Consider the following 19,202-nt stretch of genomic DNA (forward strand, 5'->3'; position numbering starts at 1 on the left):
AAAACGCACAGCGGGCTGATGGTTATCGTCGGAACAGGCTTGGCGACACGCGCGCTCTCCTCATGAATACGGGTGGGTGTTTGGGCAATTTATACAGCTTTGAGACAGTAATGTTCGATCAACTGCCGCAATAGATGCACGGTAGGCTGCAAACGTGACATTTCGAGGTACTCGCCCGGTTGATGCGCACAGGCGATGTCGCCGGGGCCGAGCACGATGGTTTCGCAGCCAAGGCGCTGAAGATAAGGCGCTTCGGTGCCGAACGCTACCGCTTCGGCCGTATGGCCGGTGAGTTTTTCGGCAATTCGCACCAGTTCCGCGTCTTCGGCCTGCTCGAACGGCGGCACTTCGGGAAACAGCGGCGCGTAATCGATTTTCACCTGATGGCGTTCGGCGACCGGGTTGAGCCTGCGCAGAATCTCGCTGCGCAAGAGCTTGGGGTCCATTCCCGGCAACGGCCGCAGGTCGAACTCCAGCGAACACTGACCGCAGATGCGGTTGGGGTTGTCGCCACCGTGGATGCAGCCGAAGTTCATGGTCGGCTGCGGCACGCTGAACTGCGGGTTGTTGAATTCGCGCTGCCACAGCAGGCGCAGGCCGCGCAGTTCGCCGATGGCATCGTGCATCGCTTCGAGGGCGCTGTGCCCCAGGCGCGGATCCGACGAATGGCCGCTCTGCCCAAGGATATCGATGCGCTCCATCATGATGCCTTTGTGCATGCGGATTGGTTTGAGCCCGGTCGGCTCGCCGATCACCGCAGCCCGGCCCAGCGGTCGCCCCGCTTCGGCCAGCGCACGGGCACCGGACATCGAGCTTTCTTCATCGCAGGTGGCGAGGATCAGCAGCGGTTGTTTGAACGGCTGATCGAGCAGCGGTTGCACGGCTTCGATGATCAGGGCGAAAAAGCCCTTCATGTCGCAGCTGCCGAGGCCGACCCAGCGGCCGTCGACTTCGGTGAGTTTCAGCGGATCGGTTTTCCACAGCGCATCGTCGTACGGCACCGTGTCGCTGTGCCCGGCCAGCACCAGCCCGCCGGGTCCGCTGCCGAAACTGGCGAGCAGGTTGAATTTTCCGGAGCTGACCTGCTGGATGTCGCAGCTGAAACCGAGGTCGCCGAGCCAGCCCGCGAGCAGATCGATCACCGCCCGGTTGGACTGATCGAGCCGCGGCTGAGTGCAACTGACCGACGGCGCGGCGATCAGTGCAGCGAACTGGTCTTGCATGGACGGCAAAGGCATCGCTGACTCCAACTCCCGGATTGAGGTTCATCATAGAACCATCCGGCGCCGAGAATAAACCGCCGCAAAGCGTAGGAAGGTTCAGTCCTGTACACTGCACGGCCTTGGCAGCCACACATTCCCCCGGCTGCGCTCCCGATCCTGGATTTTCCGGCCATGCAGAAAGAAACCGAAATCAAACTCCGCGTCAGCCGCGAAACCCTCGCCGCCCTGCGCGAGCACCCTCTCCTGAAAAAACGCAACAAAAGTGGCTGGGAACGCCGTGAGTTGATGAATCAGTACTTCGACACGCCCGAGCGTGACCTGGCCCGGGCCAAGGTTGCCCTGCGCCTGCGCAAGGACGGCGAAGAGGTGATTCAGACCCTCAAGACCCGTGGCCAGAGCGTCGCCGGTCTGTCCGAGCGTAACGAGTACGACTGGAACCTGCCCAAAGCCAAGCTCGACGTGAAGAAACTCGACGGCGAATGCTGGCCCGAGTCCCTCGCCGAGCTGGACAAGAAAACCCTGAAGCCGATCTTCACCACCGATTTCGTCCGCGAACGCGCCGAAATCGCGTGGGGCCGTGGCAAGACCAAAGTGGTCATCGAAGCCGCGCTGGATCTGGGCCACGTGGTAGTCGGCAAACAGAAAGAAGAAATCTGCGAGCTGGAACTGGAACTGCGCGAAGGCGAGCCTGCCGCGCTGCTGGAACTGGCCGCCGAACTGGCCGAAACCCTGGCCCTGATGCCGTGCGACATCAGCAAGGCCGAGCGCGGCTATCGTCTATACGACGCCAACAGCTACTCGCTGAGCCTGCCGGCGCCGGCCATCACCGCCGAAACCCCGCTGGACGACGCCTTCGCCGCCCTGGCCTGGCACTTGCTCGGCAGCAGCCAGCGTCTGGCCGAACAGTATCGCTTCAACGGCCACTGGCGCCTGCTGCAGGACTGGGTCGAGAACCTCGCGGAAATGCGTGCCCTGCTCAGCAGCCTCGGCCAGGCCGCACCACGTCCGTCGACCCATGACCTGCGTGTTGCCCTCGATGCCCTGCTGGAAGACTGGCGTCCGCTGGTACAGGTCGGCATCGAAGACGAAGACGTGCGCAAAGCCGCGCCGGAACAGTTCCTCGAAGAGCTGGAAGACCCGCGCTGGGGCCTGTTCTCGCTGAACGCTTCGCGCTGGTTGCTGGCCCGCACCTGGGCTGCCGACCGCAACACCCGTGGCAATCGCCAGGGTGCCGCGCAGTTGCAAAGCTGGCTGCCGCGCCTGCTGGGCGAAGAAGCCACTTCGCTGCAATTGCAGCGCTATCAGCAGCAGCCGGAAGATCTGGCCGAGCAACTGCCGCGCATCGAGCGCATCCAGGTCTGGTTGCACCACGCGCGCAACGTGCTGGAGATCCCGGAAATGGATCGTCTGTATGGCGAGCTGAACAAACTGGCGCAACTGGCCAACGAGCCGACCATCACCGATGAACTGCTCGATGCGCGCAAGCATCAGGCGATTGCGGTGTACCAGAATCGCGCCTGGAAAATGCTGCTGCGCATGTAACACCGGCGAAAGATCGTTCCCACGTCGAGGCGTCGAACCGTCTGCGTGGGAATGCAGCCCGGGACGCTCCGCGTCCCAAAGCGGACGCAGAGCGTCCATTGAGGCATTCCCACGCGGAGCGTGGGAACGATCATCCCCCGCGTGATCAGCGCAGTACCGGCAAACTGGTCGTGGACTTGATCTCCGACAGCGCCACAATCGAGTTCACTTCCTGAATCCCCGGCACCAGCGACAGCTTCTCGAAGAAGAACCGCTCATACGCCTCGATGTCCGCCGCGACAATCCGCAACAGAAAATCCACCGCTCCCATCAGCACGTAACACTCCAGAACTTCGGGAAAACCGCGAATCGCCTCGGTGAATTCGGTGAAGTTCGAACGGCCGTGGGCGTTGAGTTTGATCTCGGCAAAAATCTGCGTGTTCAGACCGATCTTCTTGCGATCGAGCAAAGTCACCTGGCCACGAATGATCCCCTCCTCCTTCATCCGCTGAATCCGTCGCCAGCACGGCGATTGCGACAGCCCCACCTGCTCGGCGATCTGTGCGCTGGACAAGGAAGCGTCCTCTTGCAGCAGGGCGAGAATGCGCCGGTCGTAGCTGTCCAGCTCGCTGTGCATAAATAATCCTCAAAAGAAGCCAATAGCGAATTGATTCCACCAATCAACCGCCTGATCAGCTCATCTTAGACAAGAAATGCCCGGCATCGGATGTAAAAATTCCCCCACTGATTCCGGAGACCTCCCATGCCACACCTCGAAGCCGTCAACACCCCTGCGCCCCGTGCCGATGTGTGGAACGCCAGCAACGCCCATTGCCTTGCGCAGTATCAGATCCTGGCCGAGGCCGAGCCGGATTTGCTGGTGCGTGTCCTGAACCTGTTCGCCTTGCAGTGCCTCACCCCGGAACAGGTGAATGTCCAGCGGCTGGACGATCTGCTGTCGATCGACATCGTCATGAGCGGCCTGAGCTGGCACCGCGCCCAAGTGATCGCGGAAAAACTTCGTAACCTGATCAGCGTCTGCTCGGTGAACCTGCAAAACCCCGACGCGGCGTGGGATGCACCGGCGCAGGCGGCCGGCTGACAAGAACCGAAACGTCTTCGTCGGGTAGTGGCCCAACGGTCGGCGGGGCCACGACTATCCTTTGCGCACTGTCGTTCAAAAGGAGCCCGCATGTCCGTTCAACTCGCCACTCAGGACCGCTGGCTGGATCTCAATGAGGTACTGCGTGAACTGGTCGCCCAGGGTTTCATCTGCCAGGACTCGGCCGAGCAAGCGCTGAATGCCCGGCGCCGACATGCCGCCCACGGCCAGAAGCATCCGCTGGAATTCATCGCCAGCCAGCAACTGGACGACCTCAGCCGTCCGGGCAAACACCTCGACCTGGAAAGCCTGACCCTGTGGCTGGCGCAGCAGGCCGGCCAGCCGTACCTGCGGATCGATCCGCTGAAGATCAACGTCGCGGCCATCACGCCGCTGATGTCCTATGCCTTTGCCCAGCGCCACAAGATTCTCGCGGTGTCGGTCGACCGCGACGCGGTGACCGTGGCCAGCGCCCAGCCCTATGTCAGCGGCTGGGAGGCGGACCTGACTCACGTCCTGAAACTGCCGATCAAACGGGTGGTGGCCAACCCGGCGGACATCCAGCGTTTCAGCGTCGAATTCTTCCGCCTCGCCAAATCGGTCAGCGGCGCCAGCAATGCCGATGCGCAGAGCGGCAACCTCGGCAACTTCGAACAACTGCTCAACCTCGGCGCCAGCGATCAGGAACCGGACGCCAACGACGCGCACATCGTCAACATCGTCGACTGGCTGTTCCAGTACGCCTTCCAGCAGCGGGCGAGCGACATCCACATCGAACCCCGGCGCGATCAAGGCACCGTTCGCTTTCGCATCGACGGCGTGCTGCACAACGTCTATCAATTTCCACCCCAGGTGACGATGGCCATCGTCAGCCGCCTGAAAAGCCTTGGCCGGATGAACGTCGCCGAGAAGCGCAAACCCCAGGACGGCCGGGTCAAGACCAAGACCCCGGACGGCGGCGAAGTCGAGTTGCGCCTGTCGACCCTGCCCACCGCGTTCGGCGAAAAAATGGTGATGCGGATCTTCGACCCGGAAGTGCTGCTCAAGGATTTCGATCAGCTGGGGTTTTCCACCGACGACCTGAGGCGCTGGCAGGACATGACCCGTCAGCCCAACGGCATCATCCTGGTCACCGGCCCGACCGGTTCCGGCAAGACCACCACGCTGTACACCACACTGAAAAAACTGGCGACTCCGGAGGTCAACCTCTGCACCATCGAGGACCCGATCGAGATGGTCGAGCCGGCCTTCAACCAGATGCAGGTCCAGCACAACATCGACCTGACGTTCGCCGCCGGTGTGCGCGCGCTGATGCGGCAGGATCCGGACATCATCATGATCGGCGAGATCCGTGACCTGGAGACCGCCGAAATGGCGATCCAGGCGGCGTTGACCGGGCACCTGGTGCTCTCGACCCTGCACACCAACGATGCGCCGAGCGCCATCAGCCGTCTGCTGGAACTCGGCGTGCCTCATTACCTGATCAAGGCCACCGTGCTCGGCGTGATGGCGCAACGATTGGTGCGAACCCTGTGCCCGCACTGCAAGGCGCCGCTGACTCTTGATGAAGAAGACTGGCAAACCCTGACCCGACCGTGGCAGGCGCCGCTGCCCGGTAATGCGCAACGGGCCATCGGTTGCCTGGAGTGTCGCGACACCGGTTATCACGGGCGCGCCGGGGTCTACGAAATCATGCAACTGAGCGACAGCCTCAAGGCCTTGATCAGCTCCGACACCGATCTCACCGCGATCCGCCGACAGGCGTTCAAGGAAGGCATGCGCAGCCTGCGATTGTCCGGCGCGCAGAAAGTTGCTGCGGGGCTGACAACCCTTGAGGAAGTGCTGCGGGTGACGCCACAGAGCGAGCAGAAATAGCCGCTCACGGAACCGGATCGGGGAAACGGCGATCCAACCGGTTATTCAACACCAGTGGAGTCACCCAACATGCGTCTCAAACTTGCTGTCGCCACCCTTGCCCTGCTGTCTCTGCCCGTCGGTTCGGCAATGGCCGACAGCTTTTGGCGTAACGTCATTTCGTCCGGTGCCACCACCGGCTCGACCTACCTGACCTTCAAGGATCACAAACTGATCGTTGCCGCCCAGGACGATGCCGGCAGCTTCGTCGCCAGCGACGGCGGTATCCGTGGCCCGTACCTGGAAGCCGCGATGCAGAAAGTCCGCGCCGACAACCCGGGCCTGCAGGCAACGGACATGGAACTGGCGAACGCGATTCTGGCGAAGAACGCCGTGGCGTCGGAATAACCTTCCGGACAGACAAAAATGCCGCTCACACGAGCGGCATTTTTTTGCCCGCTGTTCAGCGGTAATCGTCCACTGGCACGCAGGCGCAGAACAGGTTGCGGTCGCCGTAGACGTTATCGACCCGGTTCACTGCCGGCCAATATTTGTGCGCTTTGGTGTGCGCATCCGGCGTGATGCCCTGCTCGATGCTGTACGGCCGCTCCCACACGCCGGTGATATCGGCCAGGGTATGCGGCGCCCGTTTGAGCGGGTTGTCCTCGGCCGGCCAGTTGCCGTTTTGCACCTCAGTGATTTCTGCACGAATGCTCAGCATCGCGCCGATGAAACGATCCAGTTCGGCCTTGGACTCGCTTTCGGTCGGCTCGACCATCAAAGTGCCCGGCACCGGGAACGACATGGTCGGCGCGTGGAAGCCGTAATCCATCAGGCGCTTGGCGACGTCTTCCTCGCTGATGCCGGTGGCAGCCTTGAGTGGCCGCAGATCCAGAATGCATTCGTGGGCGACCCGCTCGTTGCGACCGGTGTACAGAACGGGGAAAGCACCGGACAGATGCTGTGCCAGGTAATTCGCAGCAAGGATCGCCACCTCACTGGCATCCGCCAATTGCGGCCCCATCATCGCGATGTACATCCAGCTGATCGGCAGAATGCTTGCGCTGCCCCACGGCGCGGCACTGACCGCACCGTTCTGCGGTTGCGGCCCTTCGATCGGCACCACCGGATGATTGGCGACGAACGGCGCCAGGTGCGCACGCACGCCAATCGGCCCCATACCCGGCCCGCCTCCGCCGTGGGGAATGCAGAAGGTCTTGTGCAGGTTCATGTGCGACACGTCGGCGCCGATGTCCGCCGGCCGCGCCAGCCCGACCTGAGCATTGAGGTTGGCGCCGTCCATGTACACCTGGCCGCCGTGCTGGTGGATAACTTCGCAGATTTCGCTGATGCCTTCCTCGTACACGCCGTGGGTCGACGGATAGGTCGCCATCAGGCACGACAGCTTGGCCCCGGCCTCGGACGCCTTGGCTTTCAAATCCTCCAGATCAACGTTGCCCGCCTCATCGCACTCGACGATCACCACGCGCATCCCGGCCATCTGCGCCGAGGCCGGGTTGGTGCCGTGGGCCGAAGAAGGAATCAGGCAGATATCCCGCCCGCCCTGCTGGCGGCTCTCGTGGTATTTGCGGATCGCCAGCAACCCGGCGTACTCGCCCTGGGCGCCGGAGTTGGGCTGCATGCAGATTGCATCGAACCCGGTAATCGCGCACAGCCAGCGCTCCAGCTCCTCGATCATCAGCGTGTAACCGACAGCCTGCTCCCGGGGCACGAACGGGTGCAGGTTGGCGAATTGCGGCCAGGTGATCGGGATCATCTCGCTGGTGGCGTTGAGTTTCATGGTGCAGGAGCCCAGCGGGATCATCGACTGGTTGAGCGCCAGATCCTTGCTCTCCAGTTGTTTGAGGTAGCGCAGCATCTCGGTTTCGCTGTGGTGGGCGTTGAACACCGGGTGACGCAGGTAAGGCGTGCTGCGCTGCAGCGTGTCGGGAATGCCGGAAGCCAGCGTCTCGGCGTCGAGCTCATCGACGCTCAACCCGTGATCGGCGCCCAGCAGCACATCGAACAGTCTGGCCACGGTGTTTTCATCACAGGCCTCGTCGAGGCTCAGACCGAGTTGGCCACGACCGAGGATGCGCAGGTTGATCTGCGCGGACTGGGCACTTTCGATGATCGCGGTTTGCGCGCCGCCCACGTCCAGCGTGAGGGTGTCGAAGAAATGTTGGTTGAGGCGCTTGATGCCATGGCGTTCGAGCCCGACGGCGAGAATGCAGGTCAGCCGGTGCACCCGCTGGGCGATTCGTTTCAGACCTTCCGGGCCGTGATAGACCGCATAGAAACTGGCGATGTTGGCCAGCAACACCTGGGCGGTGCAGATGTTCGAATTGGCCTTCTCCCGGCGAATGTGCTGTTCGCGGGTTTGCAGGGCCATACGCAGCGCGACGTTGCCGCGGGCATCTTTCGACACGCCGATGATCCGCCCCGGTATCGCCCGTTTGTATTCCTCGCGACTGGCGAAAAACGCCGCGTGCGGGCCGCCGTAACCCATCGGCACGCCGAAGCGCTGGGATGAACCGAACACCACGTCGGCACCCAGTTCGCCCGGCGGGGTCAGCAGCAACAGACTGAGCAGATCGGCCGCCACGCAGGCCAGCGCCTGCTGCGCGTGCAGGTGATCGATCAGTGGCCGCAGGTCGCGGACTTCGCCGTGGGTGTCGGGGTATTGCAGCAGTGCGCCGAACACCTGGTGCTGCTTCAAGTTGTCCACAGCGTCGACGATCAGCTCGAAGCCGAAACCTTCGGCACGGGTCTGCACCACGGAAATGGTCTGGGGATGACAGTTTTCGTCGACGAAGAACAGATTGCTTTTCGACTTCGCCACGCGCTTGGCCAGGGCCATGGCTTCCGCCGCAGCGGTGGCTTCATCGAGCAGCGAAGCATTGGCCAGTTCAAGGCCAGTGAGGTCGATGGTCAGTTGCTGAAAGTTGAGCAACGCTTCGAGCCGGCCTTGGGCGATTTCCGGTTGGTAAGGCGTGTAGGCGGTGTACCAGCCGGGATTTTCCAGCACGTTGCGCAGGATGACGGTCGGGGTCAGGGTGCCGTGGTAGCCCATGCCGATCAGGCTGGTCCAGACCTGGTTCTGCTCGGCATAACCGCGCAGCTTTGCCAGCGCCGCCTGTTCGTCCAGCGCCGGCGGCAGGTCCAGCTCGCGGTTGAGGCGAATGCCCGGCGGCACGGTCTGTTCGATCAGCTCGACCCGGCTGCCGAGGCCGAGGCTGTCGAGCATCGCCTGCTGCTCGGCGGCATCGGGGCCGAGGTGGCGGCGCAGAAAGGCATGGGGGTCGCGTAACTGGCTGAGGGATGGCAACTGGGACATGACGGGCTCTCTCTTGGCTGGCGGCTCGGCGTCAATGCAACACGGTCAAACCAGCATAGCAGCCACCCCGACGGCAAAAGTCCCGGGCAGAAAAAAGCCCCGACGGGTCGGGGCTTTGGGGTCTGGCCTGCAGCTTATTCGCCGATGGCAGCCTTGTAGCCGGCAGCGTCGAGCAGCTTGTCCAGCTCGGCCTTGTCGCTTGGCTTGAGCTTGAAGATCCACGCGGCGTACGGATCGTTGTTCAGCTCTTCCGGCGCGTTGGCCAGGTCTTCGTTGACGGCAATCACTTCGCCACCGACCGGGGAATAGATGTCGGAAGCAGCCTTTACCGACTCGACGACACCGGCAGCATCACCGGCGGCGAACACCTTGCCCACTTCTGCCAGCTCGACAAACACCACATCACCCAACGCTTCCTGGGCGTGATCGCTGATGCCCACGGTGACGGTGCCGTCGGCTTCCAGACGCGCCCATTCATGACTTTCGGCAAAACGCAGTTCAGCTGGGATGTTGCTCATGCTCGGTGTCCTCAAGAAATTGTCAGCGGTCGTGCCCGCCGGAAAAGGTTTAGATCAAGGTTTTGCCGTGACGGACAAAGGTCGGTTTGACCACGCGTACCGGATACCACTTGCCACGGATTTCCACTTCGGCGCGGTCGGCAGTCGCCATCGGTACACGCGCCAGGGCAATCGACTTGCTAAGCGTAGGAGAGAAACTACCACTGGTGATCTCCCCTTCGCCAACATCAGCGATACGAACCACCTGATGGGCCCGCAAAACCCCGCGTTCCTCAAGCACCAGGCCGACCAGTTTGTGCTGCACGCCGGCGGTTTTTTCCGCTTCCAGCGCGTCGCGACCGATGAAGCGGCGCGTGGCCGGTTCCCAGGCGATACTCCAGGCCATGTTCGAGGCCAGTGGCGAAACGTCCTGGTGGATGTCCTGACCGTAGAGGTTCATGCCGGCTTCGACCCGCAGTGTGTCGCGGGCACCGAGGCCGATGGGGGAAATGCCGGCGCCCACCAGATCGTTGAAGAAGCCGGGGGCCTGATCGGCTGGCAGGGCGATTTCCAGACCGTCCTCACCGGTGTAACCCGTGCGCGCGATGAACCAGTCGCCGTCGATGTGACCTTCGAAAGGCTTGAGCATCTGGATCAGGTTGGCGCGGGACTGGGTCACCAGTTCGGCAATCTTGTGCCGGGCATGGGGGCCTTGAATGGCGAGCATCGCCAGCTCGGAGCGTTCGTGCATATGCACATCGAAGCTGCCCAGCTGTGCCTGCATCCAGGCCAGGTCCTGATCGCGGGTGGAGGCGTTGACCACCAGACGATAACCGTCTTCGAGGCGGTAGACGATCATGTCGTCGACGATGCCGCCGCGCTCGTTGAGCATGGTGCTGTACAACGCACGGCCTGGGCTGTGCAGGCGTTCGACATCATTGGCCAGCAGATGCTGGAGCCAGGCCTTGGCCTGGGGGCCGGTGACATCGATCACGGTCATGTGGGAAACATCGAACACCCCGCAATCGCGGCGCACCTGATGGTGTTCCTCGACCTGCGAGCCGTAATGCAGGGGCATGTCCCAACCGCCAAAATCGACCATCTTCGCGCCGAGGGCGAGATGCAGGTCATACAGAGGCGTACGCTGTCCCATGGGTTTCTCCTTCCGGGCGTGGCGAAGGTGCGGAGCGCTGCTGCACGGATCGGAAAGCCCTGTAAAAAAGGGCTTTCAGCCGATTTCAGCGACAGGGTCTGTCAGACGGACCGCACCGAATGCCGCGCATTGTAGCCGCATGATTCAGGACTGACGACTAAGTGTTTCGATGCGCCGAACGGCGAATAAGTCCGATGACCGGCAACAAGCCGACCAGCACCAGGGTCAGCGCCGGCAACGACGCCCTCGCCCATTCGCCTTCGCTGGTCATTTCGAAGATCCGCACCGCCAGCGTGTCCCAGCCAAACGGGCGCATCAGCAGGGTTGCGGGCATTTCCTTGAGCACATCGACGAACACCAGCAACGCGGCGCTGAGCGTGCCGGGCAGCAACAGCGGCAGATACACTTTGAAAAACAGTCGCGGCCCGCTGACGCCCAGGCTACGTGCCGCTTCAGGCAAAGAGGGCCGTATACGCGCCAGACTGCTTTCCAGCGGCCCATAGGTCACCGCCACGAACCGCACCAGATACGCCAACAGCAACGCCGCCAGACTGCCCAGCAGCAGCGGTTTGCCCGCACCGCCAAGCCAGCCGGACAGCGGAATCACCAGCTCCCGATCCAGATAACTGAACGCGAGCATGATCGACACCGCCAGCACCGAACCCGGCAAGGCATAACCGAGATTGGCCAGACCGACCGCAGAATTGATCGCCCGGGTAGGCGCCAGACGCCGGGCGAAGGCCAGCAACATCGCCACGCTGACCGTGATCAACGCCGCCATGCCGCCCAGATACAACGTGTGGAGAATCAGCCCGGCGTAGCGCTCATCCAGATCGAATCGCCCGCGCTGCCAGAACCACACCACCAGTTGCAGCACAGGAATGACAAACGCGCAGGCGAACACCAGACTGCACCAGCCGGTCGCCGCCCAGGCCTTGGGCCCGCGCAGGTGATACAGCGCCTTGACCCGTGGCCGTTCATTACTTGCCCGATTCGCGCCACGCGCGCGACGTTCGCCGTACAGCACCAGCATCACCACCAGCAGCAACAGGCTGGCCAGTTGTGCGGCGCTGGGCAGGCTGAAGAAGCCGTACCAGGTCTTGTAGATCGCGGTGGTGAAGGTGTCGAAGTTGAACACCGACACCGCGCCGAAATCCGCCAGGGTTTCCATAAGCGCCAGCGCCACGCCGGCACCGATGGCCGGCCGCGCCATCGGCAGTGCCACGCGCCAGAACGCTTGCCACGGCGACTGCCCGAGCACCCGCGCGGCTTCCATCAGTCCTTTGCCCTGGGCCAGGAACGCGGTGCGCGCCAGCAGGTAGACGTAGGGATAAAACACCAGCACCAGCACCAGAATCACCCCGCCGGTGGAGCGCACTCGCGGCAGGCGCAGGCCGGTGCCGAACCATTCGCGCAGCAGGGTTTGCACGGGGCCCGCGAAGTCCAGCAGGCCGACGAACACGAACGCCAGCACGTAGGCCGGGATTGCGAATGGCAGCATCAGCGCCCAGTCGAGCCAGCGGCGGCCGGGGAATTCGCAGAGGCTGGTGAGCCAGGCGAGGCTTACGCCGATCAGCGTTACACCGATGCCTACGCCGAGGACCAGCGTCAGTGTGTTGCCCAGCAGACGCGGCATCTGGGTTTCCCACAGGTGCGACCAGATCTGGTGGTCGATGGTTTGCCATGAGAGCAGGAGCACGCTGAGGGGGAGCAGCACCAACGCGGCGATGGCGAAGACGATGGGGTACCAGCGGCGTTGGGCGGGGTGGGCCAAGGAAACAGTCTCGTTCAAATGATTGTGCCCACGCTCTGCGTGGGCACACATTCTGTGACGCTCCGCGTCACGCTGTCGATGATGCGACGCAGAGCGTCGAGGGCTGCATTCCCCCGCAGAGCGTGGGAACGATCAAACAGTGCTGTCAGGAAAGACTCAATTCCAACCCGCCCGATCCATCATCCGGATCGCTTCAGCCTGGCGCTTGCCCGCCACTTCAACCGGCAACGTATCAGCCACGAACTGCCCCCACGCCGCCACTTCTTCCGAAGGCTTCACCGCCGGATTCGCCGGGAACTCCTGGTTCACGTCAGCAAAGATCTTCTGCGCTTCAGGCGTGGTCATCCACTCCACCAGTGCCTTGGCGGCTTCCGGATGCGGTGCATGTTTGGTCAGGCCGATGCCCGACAGATTGACGTGTACGCCACGATCCGCCTGATTCGGCCAGAACAGTTTTACCGGCAGTTCCGGCTTCTGCTTGTGCAGGCGGCCGTAATAGTAGGTGTTGACGATGCCGACGTCACACTGGCCGGCATTGATCGCTTCCAGCACCGCGACGTCGTCGGAGAACACGTCGGTGGACAGGTTGTTGACCCAGCCCTTGAGGATCTGCTCGGTCTTCTCGGCGCCATGCACTTCGATCATGGTGGCGGTCAGCGACTGGTTGTAGACCTTCTTCGCCGTGCGCAGGCACAGGCGGCCTTCCCAGTTCTTGTCGGCCAGTGCTTCGTAGGTGGTCAGTTCGCCCGGTTTTACTCGTTCGGTGGAATAGGCGATGGTCCGCGCGCGCAGGCTCAGGCCGGTCCAGGCGTGGCTGGACGAGCGATATTGCAGAGGAATGTTGGCGTCGATGGTTTTCGAGGTGAACGGCTGAAGAATGCCCATCTGCTCGGCCTGCCAGAGGTTGCCGGCATCGACGGTCAGCAGCAGGTCGGCGGTAGCGTTCTCGCCCTCGGCCTTGATCCGCTGCATCAGCGGCGCTTCCTTGTCGGTGATGAACTTGATCTTCACCCCGGTCTTGGCGGTGTAGGCATCGAACACTGGCTTGATCAGCTCATCGATACGCGAGGAGTAGACCACCACCTCGTCGGCGGCCTGGGCGGCAGTGTTGCCGATCAGGGTCAGGGCCAGTGCGGTCAGAACACGCTTGGATGCCAACATGGGAGCGGTCTCTCGGTCGGGAAAAGTGGCCCAAATGATAAGGACTCACATTTACCAGCTCAATCGATCACTTTCCCAAGGAGTTACCAGATGTTGCACGACCGTCGTCAGGCCTTGGCCAGGGCCGGCAAGTCCCCGGTCAGCCCCAATGCTTCACGCACAAACAGCGCCTTGGCCTCGGGCATCTGCTCGACGATTTTCAGCCCGGTGTTGCGCAACCAGCGCAGCGGCAGCGGGTCAGCCTGGAACAACCGCTCAAAGCCTTCCATCGCGGCCATCAGCGCCAGGTTGTGCGGCATGCGTCGACGCTCGTAGCGGCTCAGGACTTTCACGTCCGCCAGGCGTTCGCCGCGTTCGTGCGCTTGCAACAGCACTTCGGCCAGCACCGCGGCGTCGAGAAAGCCGAGGTTCACGCCCTGCCCCGCCAACGGATGGATGGTGTGCGCGGCATCGCCGATCAGCGCCAGCCCTTCGGCCACGTAGCGTTTGGCGTGGCGTTGACGCAGCGGCACGCACAGGCGCGGGTCGGCGCTGATGACGTCGCCGAGGCAACCTTCGAAAGCGCGCTCCAGTTCCCGGCAGAAGTCCGCTTCATCCAGCGCCATCAGCCGTTCGGCTTCGCTTGGTGTGGTCGACCAGACGATCGAGCACCAGTCCTGCTGACCGTCACGCTCCAGCGGCAAAAACGCCAGCGGCCCGTGATCGGTGAAGCGCTGCCACGCGGTCATGCGGTGCGGTTTGCTGCTGCGCACGCTGGTGACGATGGCGTGATGCAGATAATCCCACTCGCGAGTGGCAACGCCGGTCAGACGGCGCACAGCGGAGTTGGCACCGTCCGCCGCGATCACCAGCGGCGCACGCAAGGTGCGGCCATCGGCCAGGGTCAGCAGCCAGTCGTCACCGGAACGGCGCATCTGCTCCAGTCGCGCGTTGGCCAGCAGACCCATATCGCAATCGTGCAGACGGTCGAGCAAGGCATCCTGCACCACGCGGTTTTCGACGATATGGCCGAGCACATCGGCGTGCACGCTGCTGGCCGAGAAATGGATCTGGCCGGTGCCGCTGCCGTCCCAGACGTGCATGTCGGTGTAAGGGCTGCTGCGTCGGTTGACGATGCCATCCCACACGCCGAGGCGATCGAGGATCCGCTGGCTGGCCGCCGACAGTGCGCTCACCCGTGGCTCGAACGGTGCGTCGCCATTGAAGGGTTTGACGCTCAACGGACTGCCGTCGAGCAGCAGGACTTCCAGCCCGCTGCCCTGCAACGCCAGCGCCAGGGCGCTGCCGACCATTCCGGCTCCGACAATCAGCACATCCGCGCGCATTTCCATGCTTTAAGCCTGTCTCGCTGGCGGCTTGAGCCGCACGTAAAGGGTTTTACCGACCCGCGCCACCAGATTGCCGGCGCCGTCATGAATGTCGACCTGCAACTGCGGCAGGTACTTCTCGCCATTGGCGGTCTGCCGACGGATCTCGTCGAGCAGGGTGTCGTCGATGTTGAACCGGGCGAACACCGGGCCTTTGCCCGGCGATATGAAATCAATGTCGGCGGCCTTGTCCCAGACGATGTACCGCGAGCCGAGGTTCTCCATGAGCATCAACATGAAGAACGGATCGACCATCGAATACAGACTGCCGCCGAACTGGGTGCCGACGTAATTGCGGTTGTACCAGCCCAGGCCCATCGAGACCTGAATGTCACGAAAGTCATCGCTGATGTGCTGCACCCGGACACCGGCGCCGAAGTACGGCGGGTAGAACGTCATGATCCAGCGCATCAGCCGCGCCTTGCCAAACCTTTTGATCAGCCACTCACGCATCCGGTCGCGTCCCCAGCCCCATGGCCTGACGGGCGAACCAGCGCTTGGCCGGCGGCAGCAGATCGAGGCCGAGCAGGCCGATGTTGCGCCCCAGCGACACCAGCGGCTGAGTGCTACCGAACAGGCGCGTGACCTGATCGGAGAAACCCACGGTGAGATCCTGATCGAGACGCTGACGCTCGCGATAGGCCTGCAACGTGGCGAAATCCCCCAGCGGTTTGTCGCTGGCCAGCAGCGCGGCGGCCAAGGCATCGGCATCGCGCAGGGACAGGTTGAAACCCTGCCCGGCAATCGGATGCAGGCTGTGGGCGGCGTTGCCGAGAACGGCCAGATGCGAGCGCACCTGCTCTTCGGCTTCCACCAGCGACAGCGGATACAGATGCCGCGCGCCAACTTGTTTCAACGTACCGAGACGGTAGCCGAACACACCTTGCAGCTCGCTGAGGAAATCACGTTCGCTCAGGTCGGCCAGACGTTGCGCGTCCATGCCCAGACGGGTCCAGACCAGCGCGCAGCGGTTTTCCGGCAGCGGCAGCAGCGCCATCGGGCCTTCGTCGGTGAAGCGCTCGAAGGCCATGCCATTGTGCGCTTCGCTCGGGGTGATGTTGGCGATCAGCGCGCTCTGGTTGTACGGGCGCTTGCGCACGTTGATGCCCAGTTGCTCGCGCAGACCGGAACGGCCGCCATCGGCGAGCACCGCCAGATCGCATTCGACCGTGATTTCATCGTTGAGGGTCAGCCGATAGCCGTCGGGCAGCGGCTCCATGCGGGAAACTTCCGCCGGGCAGCGCCAACTGATCACGTCTTTGTCGAGGTGCTGCCACAGGCACTGGCCGAGCCAGGCGTTTTCCACCACATAGCCGAGCGCCGGGACGCCCTCTTCCATCGCCGACAGGCGAGCAGTGGAAAAGCGACCACGGTCGGATACATGAATCTGCTTGATCGGTTCGGCGCGGCGGGAGATTTCCTGCCACACGCCCAACCGCTGATAAATCTGCCGCGAGCCGAAGGACAGCGCCGAGGAGCGCGCGTCGTAGCTTGGTTGCCAGGTGTCACCGGGGGCGAACGGTTCGATCAGCACGATCTTCCAGCCACGGGCCCTGGCGCCGGCCTGCAAGACCAACGCCAGACTGGCGCCGACCAGACCGCCACCGATGATTGCCAGATTGACCCGACTCATGCCGCGCAGGTCCGTGCTTGCGCCATCAGCGCTTCGATCTCGGCGACGGTTTTCGGCACGCCGCCGGTCAGGATTTCACAACCGCTTTTGGTCACTACCACGTCATCCTCGATGCGCACGCCAATGCCGCGCCATTTCTTCGCTACGTTCTGATTGTCCGGGGCGATGTAGATGCCCGGCTCCACGGTCAGCGCCATGCCGACTTCCAGCACTCGCCATTCACCGCCGACCTTGTATTCGCCGACGTCATGCACATCCATCCCGAGCCAGTGCCCGGCGCGATGCATGTAAAACGCCTTGTAGGCTTCGGAGGCGATCAACTCGTCCACTTCGCCCTGCAACAGCCCCAGCTTCACCAGCCCGGTGGTGATCACCCGAACCGTGGCTTCATGCGCCTGGTTCCAGTGTTTGTTCGGGGCGATTTCGGCGAACGCGGCTTCCTGCGAAGCCAGCACCAGTTCGTAGATCGCTTTCTGTTCAGCGGAAAACTTGCCGTTGACCGGCCAGGTGCGGGTGATGTCACTGGCGTAGCAGTCGATCTCGCAACCAGCGTCGATCAGCACCAGATCGCCGTCCTTGAGCAGCGCGTCATTCTGCTGGTAATGCAGGATGCAGCTGTTGCGCCCAGCGGCGACGATCGAACCGTAGGCGGGCATTTTCGCCCCGCCCTTGCGGAATTCGTAATCCAGTTCGGCTTCGAGGCTGTACTCGTACAGCCCGGCACGGCTGGCCTGCATCGCCCGGATGTGGGCCTGGGCGGAAATCCGCGCGGCCTCGCGCATCACCTTCACTTCTGCCGCCGATTTATACAGGCGCATGTCGTGCAGCAGGTGATCCAGGGCAACGAATTCGTTCGGCGGCTGGGCGCCGAGGTGCGCCTTGGAGCGGATCACGTTGATCCAGTCCATCAGGTGGCGGTCGAATTCCGGGTTGCTGCCCATCGCCGAATACACCCGGTCGCGGCCTTCGATCAGGCCCGGCAGAATGTCGTCGATGTCGGTAATCGGGAAGGCGTCGTCGGCGCCGAAATCGCGGATCGCGCCTTCCTGGCCGGCGCGCAGGCCGTCCCAGAGTTCGCGCTCGGCGTTGCGTTCACGGCAGAACAGCACGTACTCGCCGTGTTCGCGACCGGGCATCAGGACGATGACCGCCTGTGGCTCGGGGAAACCGCTCAGGTACTGGAAATCGCTGTCCTGGCGATAGACATGCTCGACGTCACGGTTGCGGATGGCGACCGCGGCGGCAGGCAGGATCGCGATGCTGTTGGGTTCCATCTGCGCCATCAGCGCCTTGCGGCGCCGGGCGTATTCCGCTTTCGGGATATGGATCATGGGCAGATGGCTTTCCCTGGCACGCGATCAGTGCAGCGACGGCTTGGCCGCTGGCGGCACGTCGGCCTTTTTGGTTTCGGAGAACAGCAGCAGCGGAGCGACACGCAGGTACTCCATGACTTCCATATAGTCGCTTTCGCCGTCTTCGGATTCTTCCAGTGCGTCTTGCACCTGGGAGATCGCTGCCAAATCCTGCAACACTTCGGTGGCTTCGGTGCTCAGCATGCTGCTGTCGCGGCAGTTCAGGCCGAAACCGGTAAGGAAGCCCTGGCACCATTCGCCCAGTGCGGCGGCGCGCTCGGCCAGTGGCGCGTCATCGTTCGGCAGTAGCAGAACCACGGTGACGTCATCGCCGGTGAGTTCGCTCTTGACCATCTCCTGCAGACCGATCAGCGCGTTGCGGACGTTGTCCTGCGGCTCGCTTTCGAGCAGCTCGGCGGCATCGATCAGCCATTCTTCGGCAGTGAAGCCGGCGCCAGCGCAACTGCGGCCCAGCAACAGGCCGTGCAGTTCGGCAGGCGAAACGGAGTGACCGCTGGAGTTCAGCAGGGTGGCAAAGCCTTGGTACGGGGAATTCTGAATGGGCATGGGCAGCTAGGCGCCAGACGGCGCTATGTCTAGAATGAAGGCCTTGTATCCTACATCGACAGACTCGCCAAGACCATTAAAGGCTGTCCGCCAGCCAAACCCATCAGACCGAATCAGTGGACACAATGGAAGACACCGACCTGCAAGCGCTGATGGCCAGACTCGAACTGCTGATTACCCGAGTCGAGCAACTAAAGAGTCAAAATGCACTCTTACTTGCTCAGGAAAAGACCTGGCGCGAGGAACGCGCGCACCTCATTGAAAAAAACGAAATCGCCCGGCGTAAGGTCGAATCGATGATTTCGCGCCTCAAGGCCCTGGAGCAAGACTCATGAGTTCAAGCAATAGCGTTACCGTGCAGATCCTCGACAAAGAATATTCGATCATCTGTCCCCAGGAAGAACGCAGCAATCTGGTCAGTGCCGCGCGTTACCTGGACGGCAAGATGCGCGAAATCCGCAGCAGCGGCAAAGTCATCGGCGCCGACCGCATCGCCGTGATGGCCGCGCTGAACATCACCCACGATCTCTTGCACAAAGAAGAGCGTCCGGACATCCAGGCAAGCGGCTCGACCCGTGAACAGGTGCGTGACTTGCTCGATCGTGTCGATCTGGTGCTGGCCGACGATCCGGACATCAGCAAGGGCTGATTCGCCAGGCCG

18 protein-coding genes are annotated in these 19,202 nt (G+C 62.8%); 6 read left to right on the plus strand and 12 right to left on the minus strand.

Going from position 1 to position 19,202, the window contains the following annotated elements; translation table 11 throughout:
• Window positions 1–89 precede the first annotated feature (89 nt).
• Window positions 90–1,238, minus strand: a complete 1,149-nt coding sequence (gene argE / locus ABFB52_RS28010; protein WP_129972268.1) for an acetylornithine deacetylase — start codon at window positions 1,236–1,238, stop codon at window positions 90–92.
• Between the two features lie 156 nt (window positions 1,239–1,394).
• On the opposite strand from argE, the gene ABFB52_RS28015 reads away from it, so the two are divergent.
• On the plus strand, window positions 1,395–2,765 hold the full coding sequence (locus ABFB52_RS28015) for a CYTH domain-containing protein (RefSeq protein ID WP_129972269.1): 1,371 nt from the start codon (window positions 1,395–1,397) through the stop codon (window positions 2,763–2,765).
• Between the two features lie 145 nt (window positions 2,766–2,910).
• On the opposite strand, the gene ABFB52_RS28020 is transcribed toward ABFB52_RS28015, so the two are convergent.
• Window positions 2,911–3,381, minus strand: a complete 471-nt coding sequence (locus tag ABFB52_RS28020; RefSeq protein WP_007951785.1) for an Lrp/AsnC family transcriptional regulator — start codon at window positions 3,379–3,381, stop codon at window positions 2,911–2,913.
• Between the two features lie 126 nt (window positions 3,382–3,507).
• Here ABFB52_RS28020 and ABFB52_RS28025 point away from each other — a divergent pair, with 126 nt between their 5' ends.
• The 3 genes from ABFB52_RS28025 (at window position 3,508) to ABFB52_RS28035 (ending at window position 6,108) form a co-directional block, all read left to right on the plus strand.
• Window positions 3,508–3,846 carry a hypothetical protein gene (locus ABFB52_RS28025; RefSeq protein WP_129973008.1) on the plus strand — a complete coding sequence of 113 codons (339 nt, stop codon included), beginning with the start codon at window positions 3,508–3,510 and terminating at the stop codon, window positions 3,844–3,846.
• Window positions 3,847–3,936: 90 nt separating this feature from the next.
• Window positions 3,937–5,721 (plus strand): GspE/PulE family protein, encoded by a 1,785-nt coding sequence (locus tag ABFB52_RS28030; protein WP_129973009.1) that lies wholly within the window; start codon window positions 3,937–3,939, stop codon window positions 5,719–5,721.
• Window positions 5,722–5,790: 69 nt separating this feature from the next.
• Complete coding sequence (locus ABFB52_RS28035) at window positions 5,791–6,108, plus strand: DUF2388 domain-containing protein (protein ID WP_007951791.1); 318 nt, start codon at window positions 5,791–5,793, stop codon at window positions 6,106–6,108.
• 55 nt (window positions 6,109–6,163) lie between these two features.
• Here ABFB52_RS28035 and gcvP read toward each other — a convergent pair whose 3' ends face one another.
• The 10 genes from gcvP to ABFB52_RS28085 form a co-directional block, all read right to left on the minus strand.
• Complete coding sequence (gene gcvP / locus ABFB52_RS28040; RefSeq protein WP_129973010.1) at window positions 6,164–9,037, minus strand: aminomethyl-transferring glycine dehydrogenase; 2,874 nt, start codon at window positions 9,035–9,037, stop codon at window positions 6,164–6,166.
• A gap of 134 nt (window positions 9,038–9,171) precedes the next feature.
• Complete coding sequence (gcvH, locus tag ABFB52_RS28045) at window positions 9,172–9,555, minus strand: glycine cleavage system protein GcvH (protein WP_085746742.1); 384 nt, start codon at window positions 9,553–9,555, stop codon at window positions 9,172–9,174.
• Window positions 9,556–9,604: 49 nt separating this feature from the next.
• A complete protein-coding gene (gene gcvT / locus ABFB52_RS28050; protein WP_102685829.1) occupies window positions 9,605–10,687 on the minus strand; it encodes a glycine cleavage system aminomethyltransferase GcvT in 1,083 nt (360 codons plus the stop codon).
• Window positions 10,688–10,844: 157 nt separating this feature from the next.
• Entirely contained in the window at window positions 10,845–12,461 is a 1,617-nt protein-coding gene (locus tag ABFB52_RS28055) for an iron ABC transporter permease (protein WP_085746744.1), read from the minus strand.
• A gap of 156 nt (window positions 12,462–12,617) precedes the next feature.
• Window positions 12,618–13,622: an extracellular solute-binding protein gene (locus tag ABFB52_RS28060; protein WP_102717343.1), complete on the minus strand. Its 1,005-nt coding sequence runs from the start codon at window positions 13,620–13,622 to the stop codon at window positions 12,618–12,620.
• A 107-nt stretch (window positions 13,623–13,729) separates the two neighbouring features.
• Window positions 13,730–14,947, minus strand: coding sequence for a 2-octaprenyl-3-methyl-6-methoxy-1,4-benzoquinol hydroxylase (locus ABFB52_RS28065; protein WP_165369535.1), 1,218 nt, complete (start codon window positions 14,945–14,947; stop codon window positions 13,730–13,732).
• A 9-nt stretch (window positions 14,948–14,956) separates the two neighbouring features.
• Window positions 14,957–15,442: a DUF4442 domain-containing protein gene (locus ABFB52_RS28070; RefSeq protein WP_129973012.1), complete on the minus strand. Its 486-nt coding sequence runs from the start codon at window positions 15,440–15,442 to the stop codon at window positions 14,957–14,959.
• Window positions 15,435–16,622, minus strand: a complete 1,188-nt coding sequence (gene ubiH / locus ABFB52_RS28075; RefSeq protein ID WP_129973013.1) for a 2-octaprenyl-6-methoxyphenyl hydroxylase — start codon at window positions 16,620–16,622, stop codon at window positions 15,435–15,437. Before ubiH ends, ABFB52_RS28070 begins: the two co-directional genes overlap by 8 nt.
• Window positions 16,619–17,953 (minus strand): Xaa-Pro aminopeptidase, encoded by a 1,335-nt coding sequence (gene pepP, locus ABFB52_RS28080; RefSeq protein WP_039765352.1) that lies wholly within the window; start codon window positions 17,951–17,953, stop codon window positions 16,619–16,621. Before pepP ends, ubiH begins: the two co-directional genes overlap by 4 nt.
• Window positions 17,954–17,980: 27 nt before the next feature.
• Entirely contained in the window at window positions 17,981–18,541 is a 561-nt protein-coding gene (locus ABFB52_RS28085; protein WP_085746749.1) for a YecA family protein, read from the minus strand.
• Window positions 18,542–18,666: 125 nt separating this feature from the next.
• Here ABFB52_RS28085 and ABFB52_RS28090 point away from each other — a divergent pair, with 125 nt between their 5' ends.
• Both ABFB52_RS28090 and ABFB52_RS28095 read left to right on the plus strand, forming a co-directional pair.
• On the plus strand, window positions 18,667–18,876 hold the full coding sequence (locus ABFB52_RS28090) for a TIGR02449 family protein (RefSeq protein WP_007940359.1): 210 nt from the start codon (window positions 18,667–18,669) through the stop codon (window positions 18,874–18,876).
• Window positions 18,873–19,190, plus strand: coding sequence for a cell division protein ZapA (locus tag ABFB52_RS28095; RefSeq protein ID WP_007967943.1), 318 nt, complete (start codon window positions 18,873–18,875; stop codon window positions 19,188–19,190). The genes ABFB52_RS28090 and ABFB52_RS28095 overlap by 4 nt, the downstream gene beginning before the upstream one ends.
• Window positions 19,191–19,202 lie beyond the last annotated feature (12 nt).

Source organism: Pseudomonas sp. 9.2(2024), assembly GCF_039695385.1.
GTDB classification, from domain to species: domain Bacteria; phylum Pseudomonadota; class Gammaproteobacteria; order Pseudomonadales; family Pseudomonadaceae; genus Aquipseudomonas; species Aquipseudomonas paraglycinae.

What these genes read in the sequence shown, in the direction of transcription:
- argE (WP_129972268.1), bottom strand. Translation starts at nt 1,238, where the DNA reads ATGCCTTTGCCGTCCATGCAAGACCAGTTCGCTGCACTGATCGCCGCG.
- ABFB52_RS28015 (WP_129972269.1), top strand. Translation starts at nt 1,395, where the DNA reads ATGCAGAAAGAAACCGAAATCAAACTCCGCGTCAGCCGCGAAACCCTC.
- ABFB52_RS28020 (WP_007951785.1), bottom strand. Translation starts at nt 3,381, where the DNA reads ATGCACAGCGAGCTGGACAGCTACGACCGGCGCATTCTCGCCCTGCTG.
- ABFB52_RS28025 (WP_129973008.1), top strand. Translation starts at nt 3,508, where the DNA reads ATGCCACACCTCGAAGCCGTCAACACCCCTGCGCCCCGTGCCGATGTG.
- ABFB52_RS28030 (WP_129973009.1), top strand. Translation starts at nt 3,937, where the DNA reads ATGTCCGTTCAACTCGCCACTCAGGACCGCTGGCTGGATCTCAATGAG.
- ABFB52_RS28035 (WP_007951791.1), top strand. Translation starts at nt 5,791, where the DNA reads ATGCGTCTCAAACTTGCTGTCGCCACCCTTGCCCTGCTGTCTCTGCCC.
- gcvP (WP_129973010.1), bottom strand. Translation starts at nt 9,037, where the DNA reads ATGTCCCAGTTGCCATCCCTCAGCCAGTTACGCGACCCCCATGCCTTT.
- gcvH (WP_085746742.1), bottom strand. Translation starts at nt 9,555, where the DNA reads ATGAGCAACATCCCAGCTGAACTGCGTTTTGCCGAAAGTCATGAATGG.
- gcvT (WP_102685829.1), bottom strand. Translation starts at nt 10,687, where the DNA reads ATGGGACAGCGTACGCCTCTGTATGACCTGCATCTCGCCCTCGGCGCG.
- ABFB52_RS28060 (WP_102717343.1), bottom strand. Translation starts at nt 13,622, where the DNA reads ATGTTGGCATCCAAGCGTGTTCTGACCGCACTGGCCCTGACCCTGATC.
- ABFB52_RS28065 (WP_165369535.1), bottom strand. Translation starts at nt 14,947, where the DNA reads ATGCGCGCGGATGTGCTGATTGTCGGAGCCGGAATGGTCGGCAGCGCC.
- ABFB52_RS28070 (WP_129973012.1), bottom strand. Translation starts at nt 15,442, where the DNA reads ATGCGTGAGTGGCTGATCAAAAGGTTTGGCAAGGCGCGGCTGATGCGC.
- ubiH (WP_129973013.1), bottom strand. Translation starts at nt 16,622, where the DNA reads ATGAGTCGGGTCAATCTGGCAATCATCGGTGGCGGTCTGGTCGGCGCC.
- pepP (WP_039765352.1), bottom strand. Translation starts at nt 17,953, where the DNA reads ATGATCCATATCCCGAAAGCGGAATACGCCCGGCGCCGCAAGGCGCTG.
- ABFB52_RS28085 (WP_085746749.1), bottom strand. Translation starts at nt 18,541, where the DNA reads ATGCCCATTCAGAATTCCCCGTACCAAGGCTTTGCCACCCTGCTGAAC.
- ABFB52_RS28090 (WP_007940359.1), top strand. Translation starts at nt 18,667, where the DNA reads ATGGAAGACACCGACCTGCAAGCGCTGATGGCCAGACTCGAACTGCTG.
- ABFB52_RS28095 (WP_007967943.1), top strand. Translation starts at nt 18,873, where the DNA reads ATGAGTTCAAGCAATAGCGTTACCGTGCAGATCCTCGACAAAGAATAT.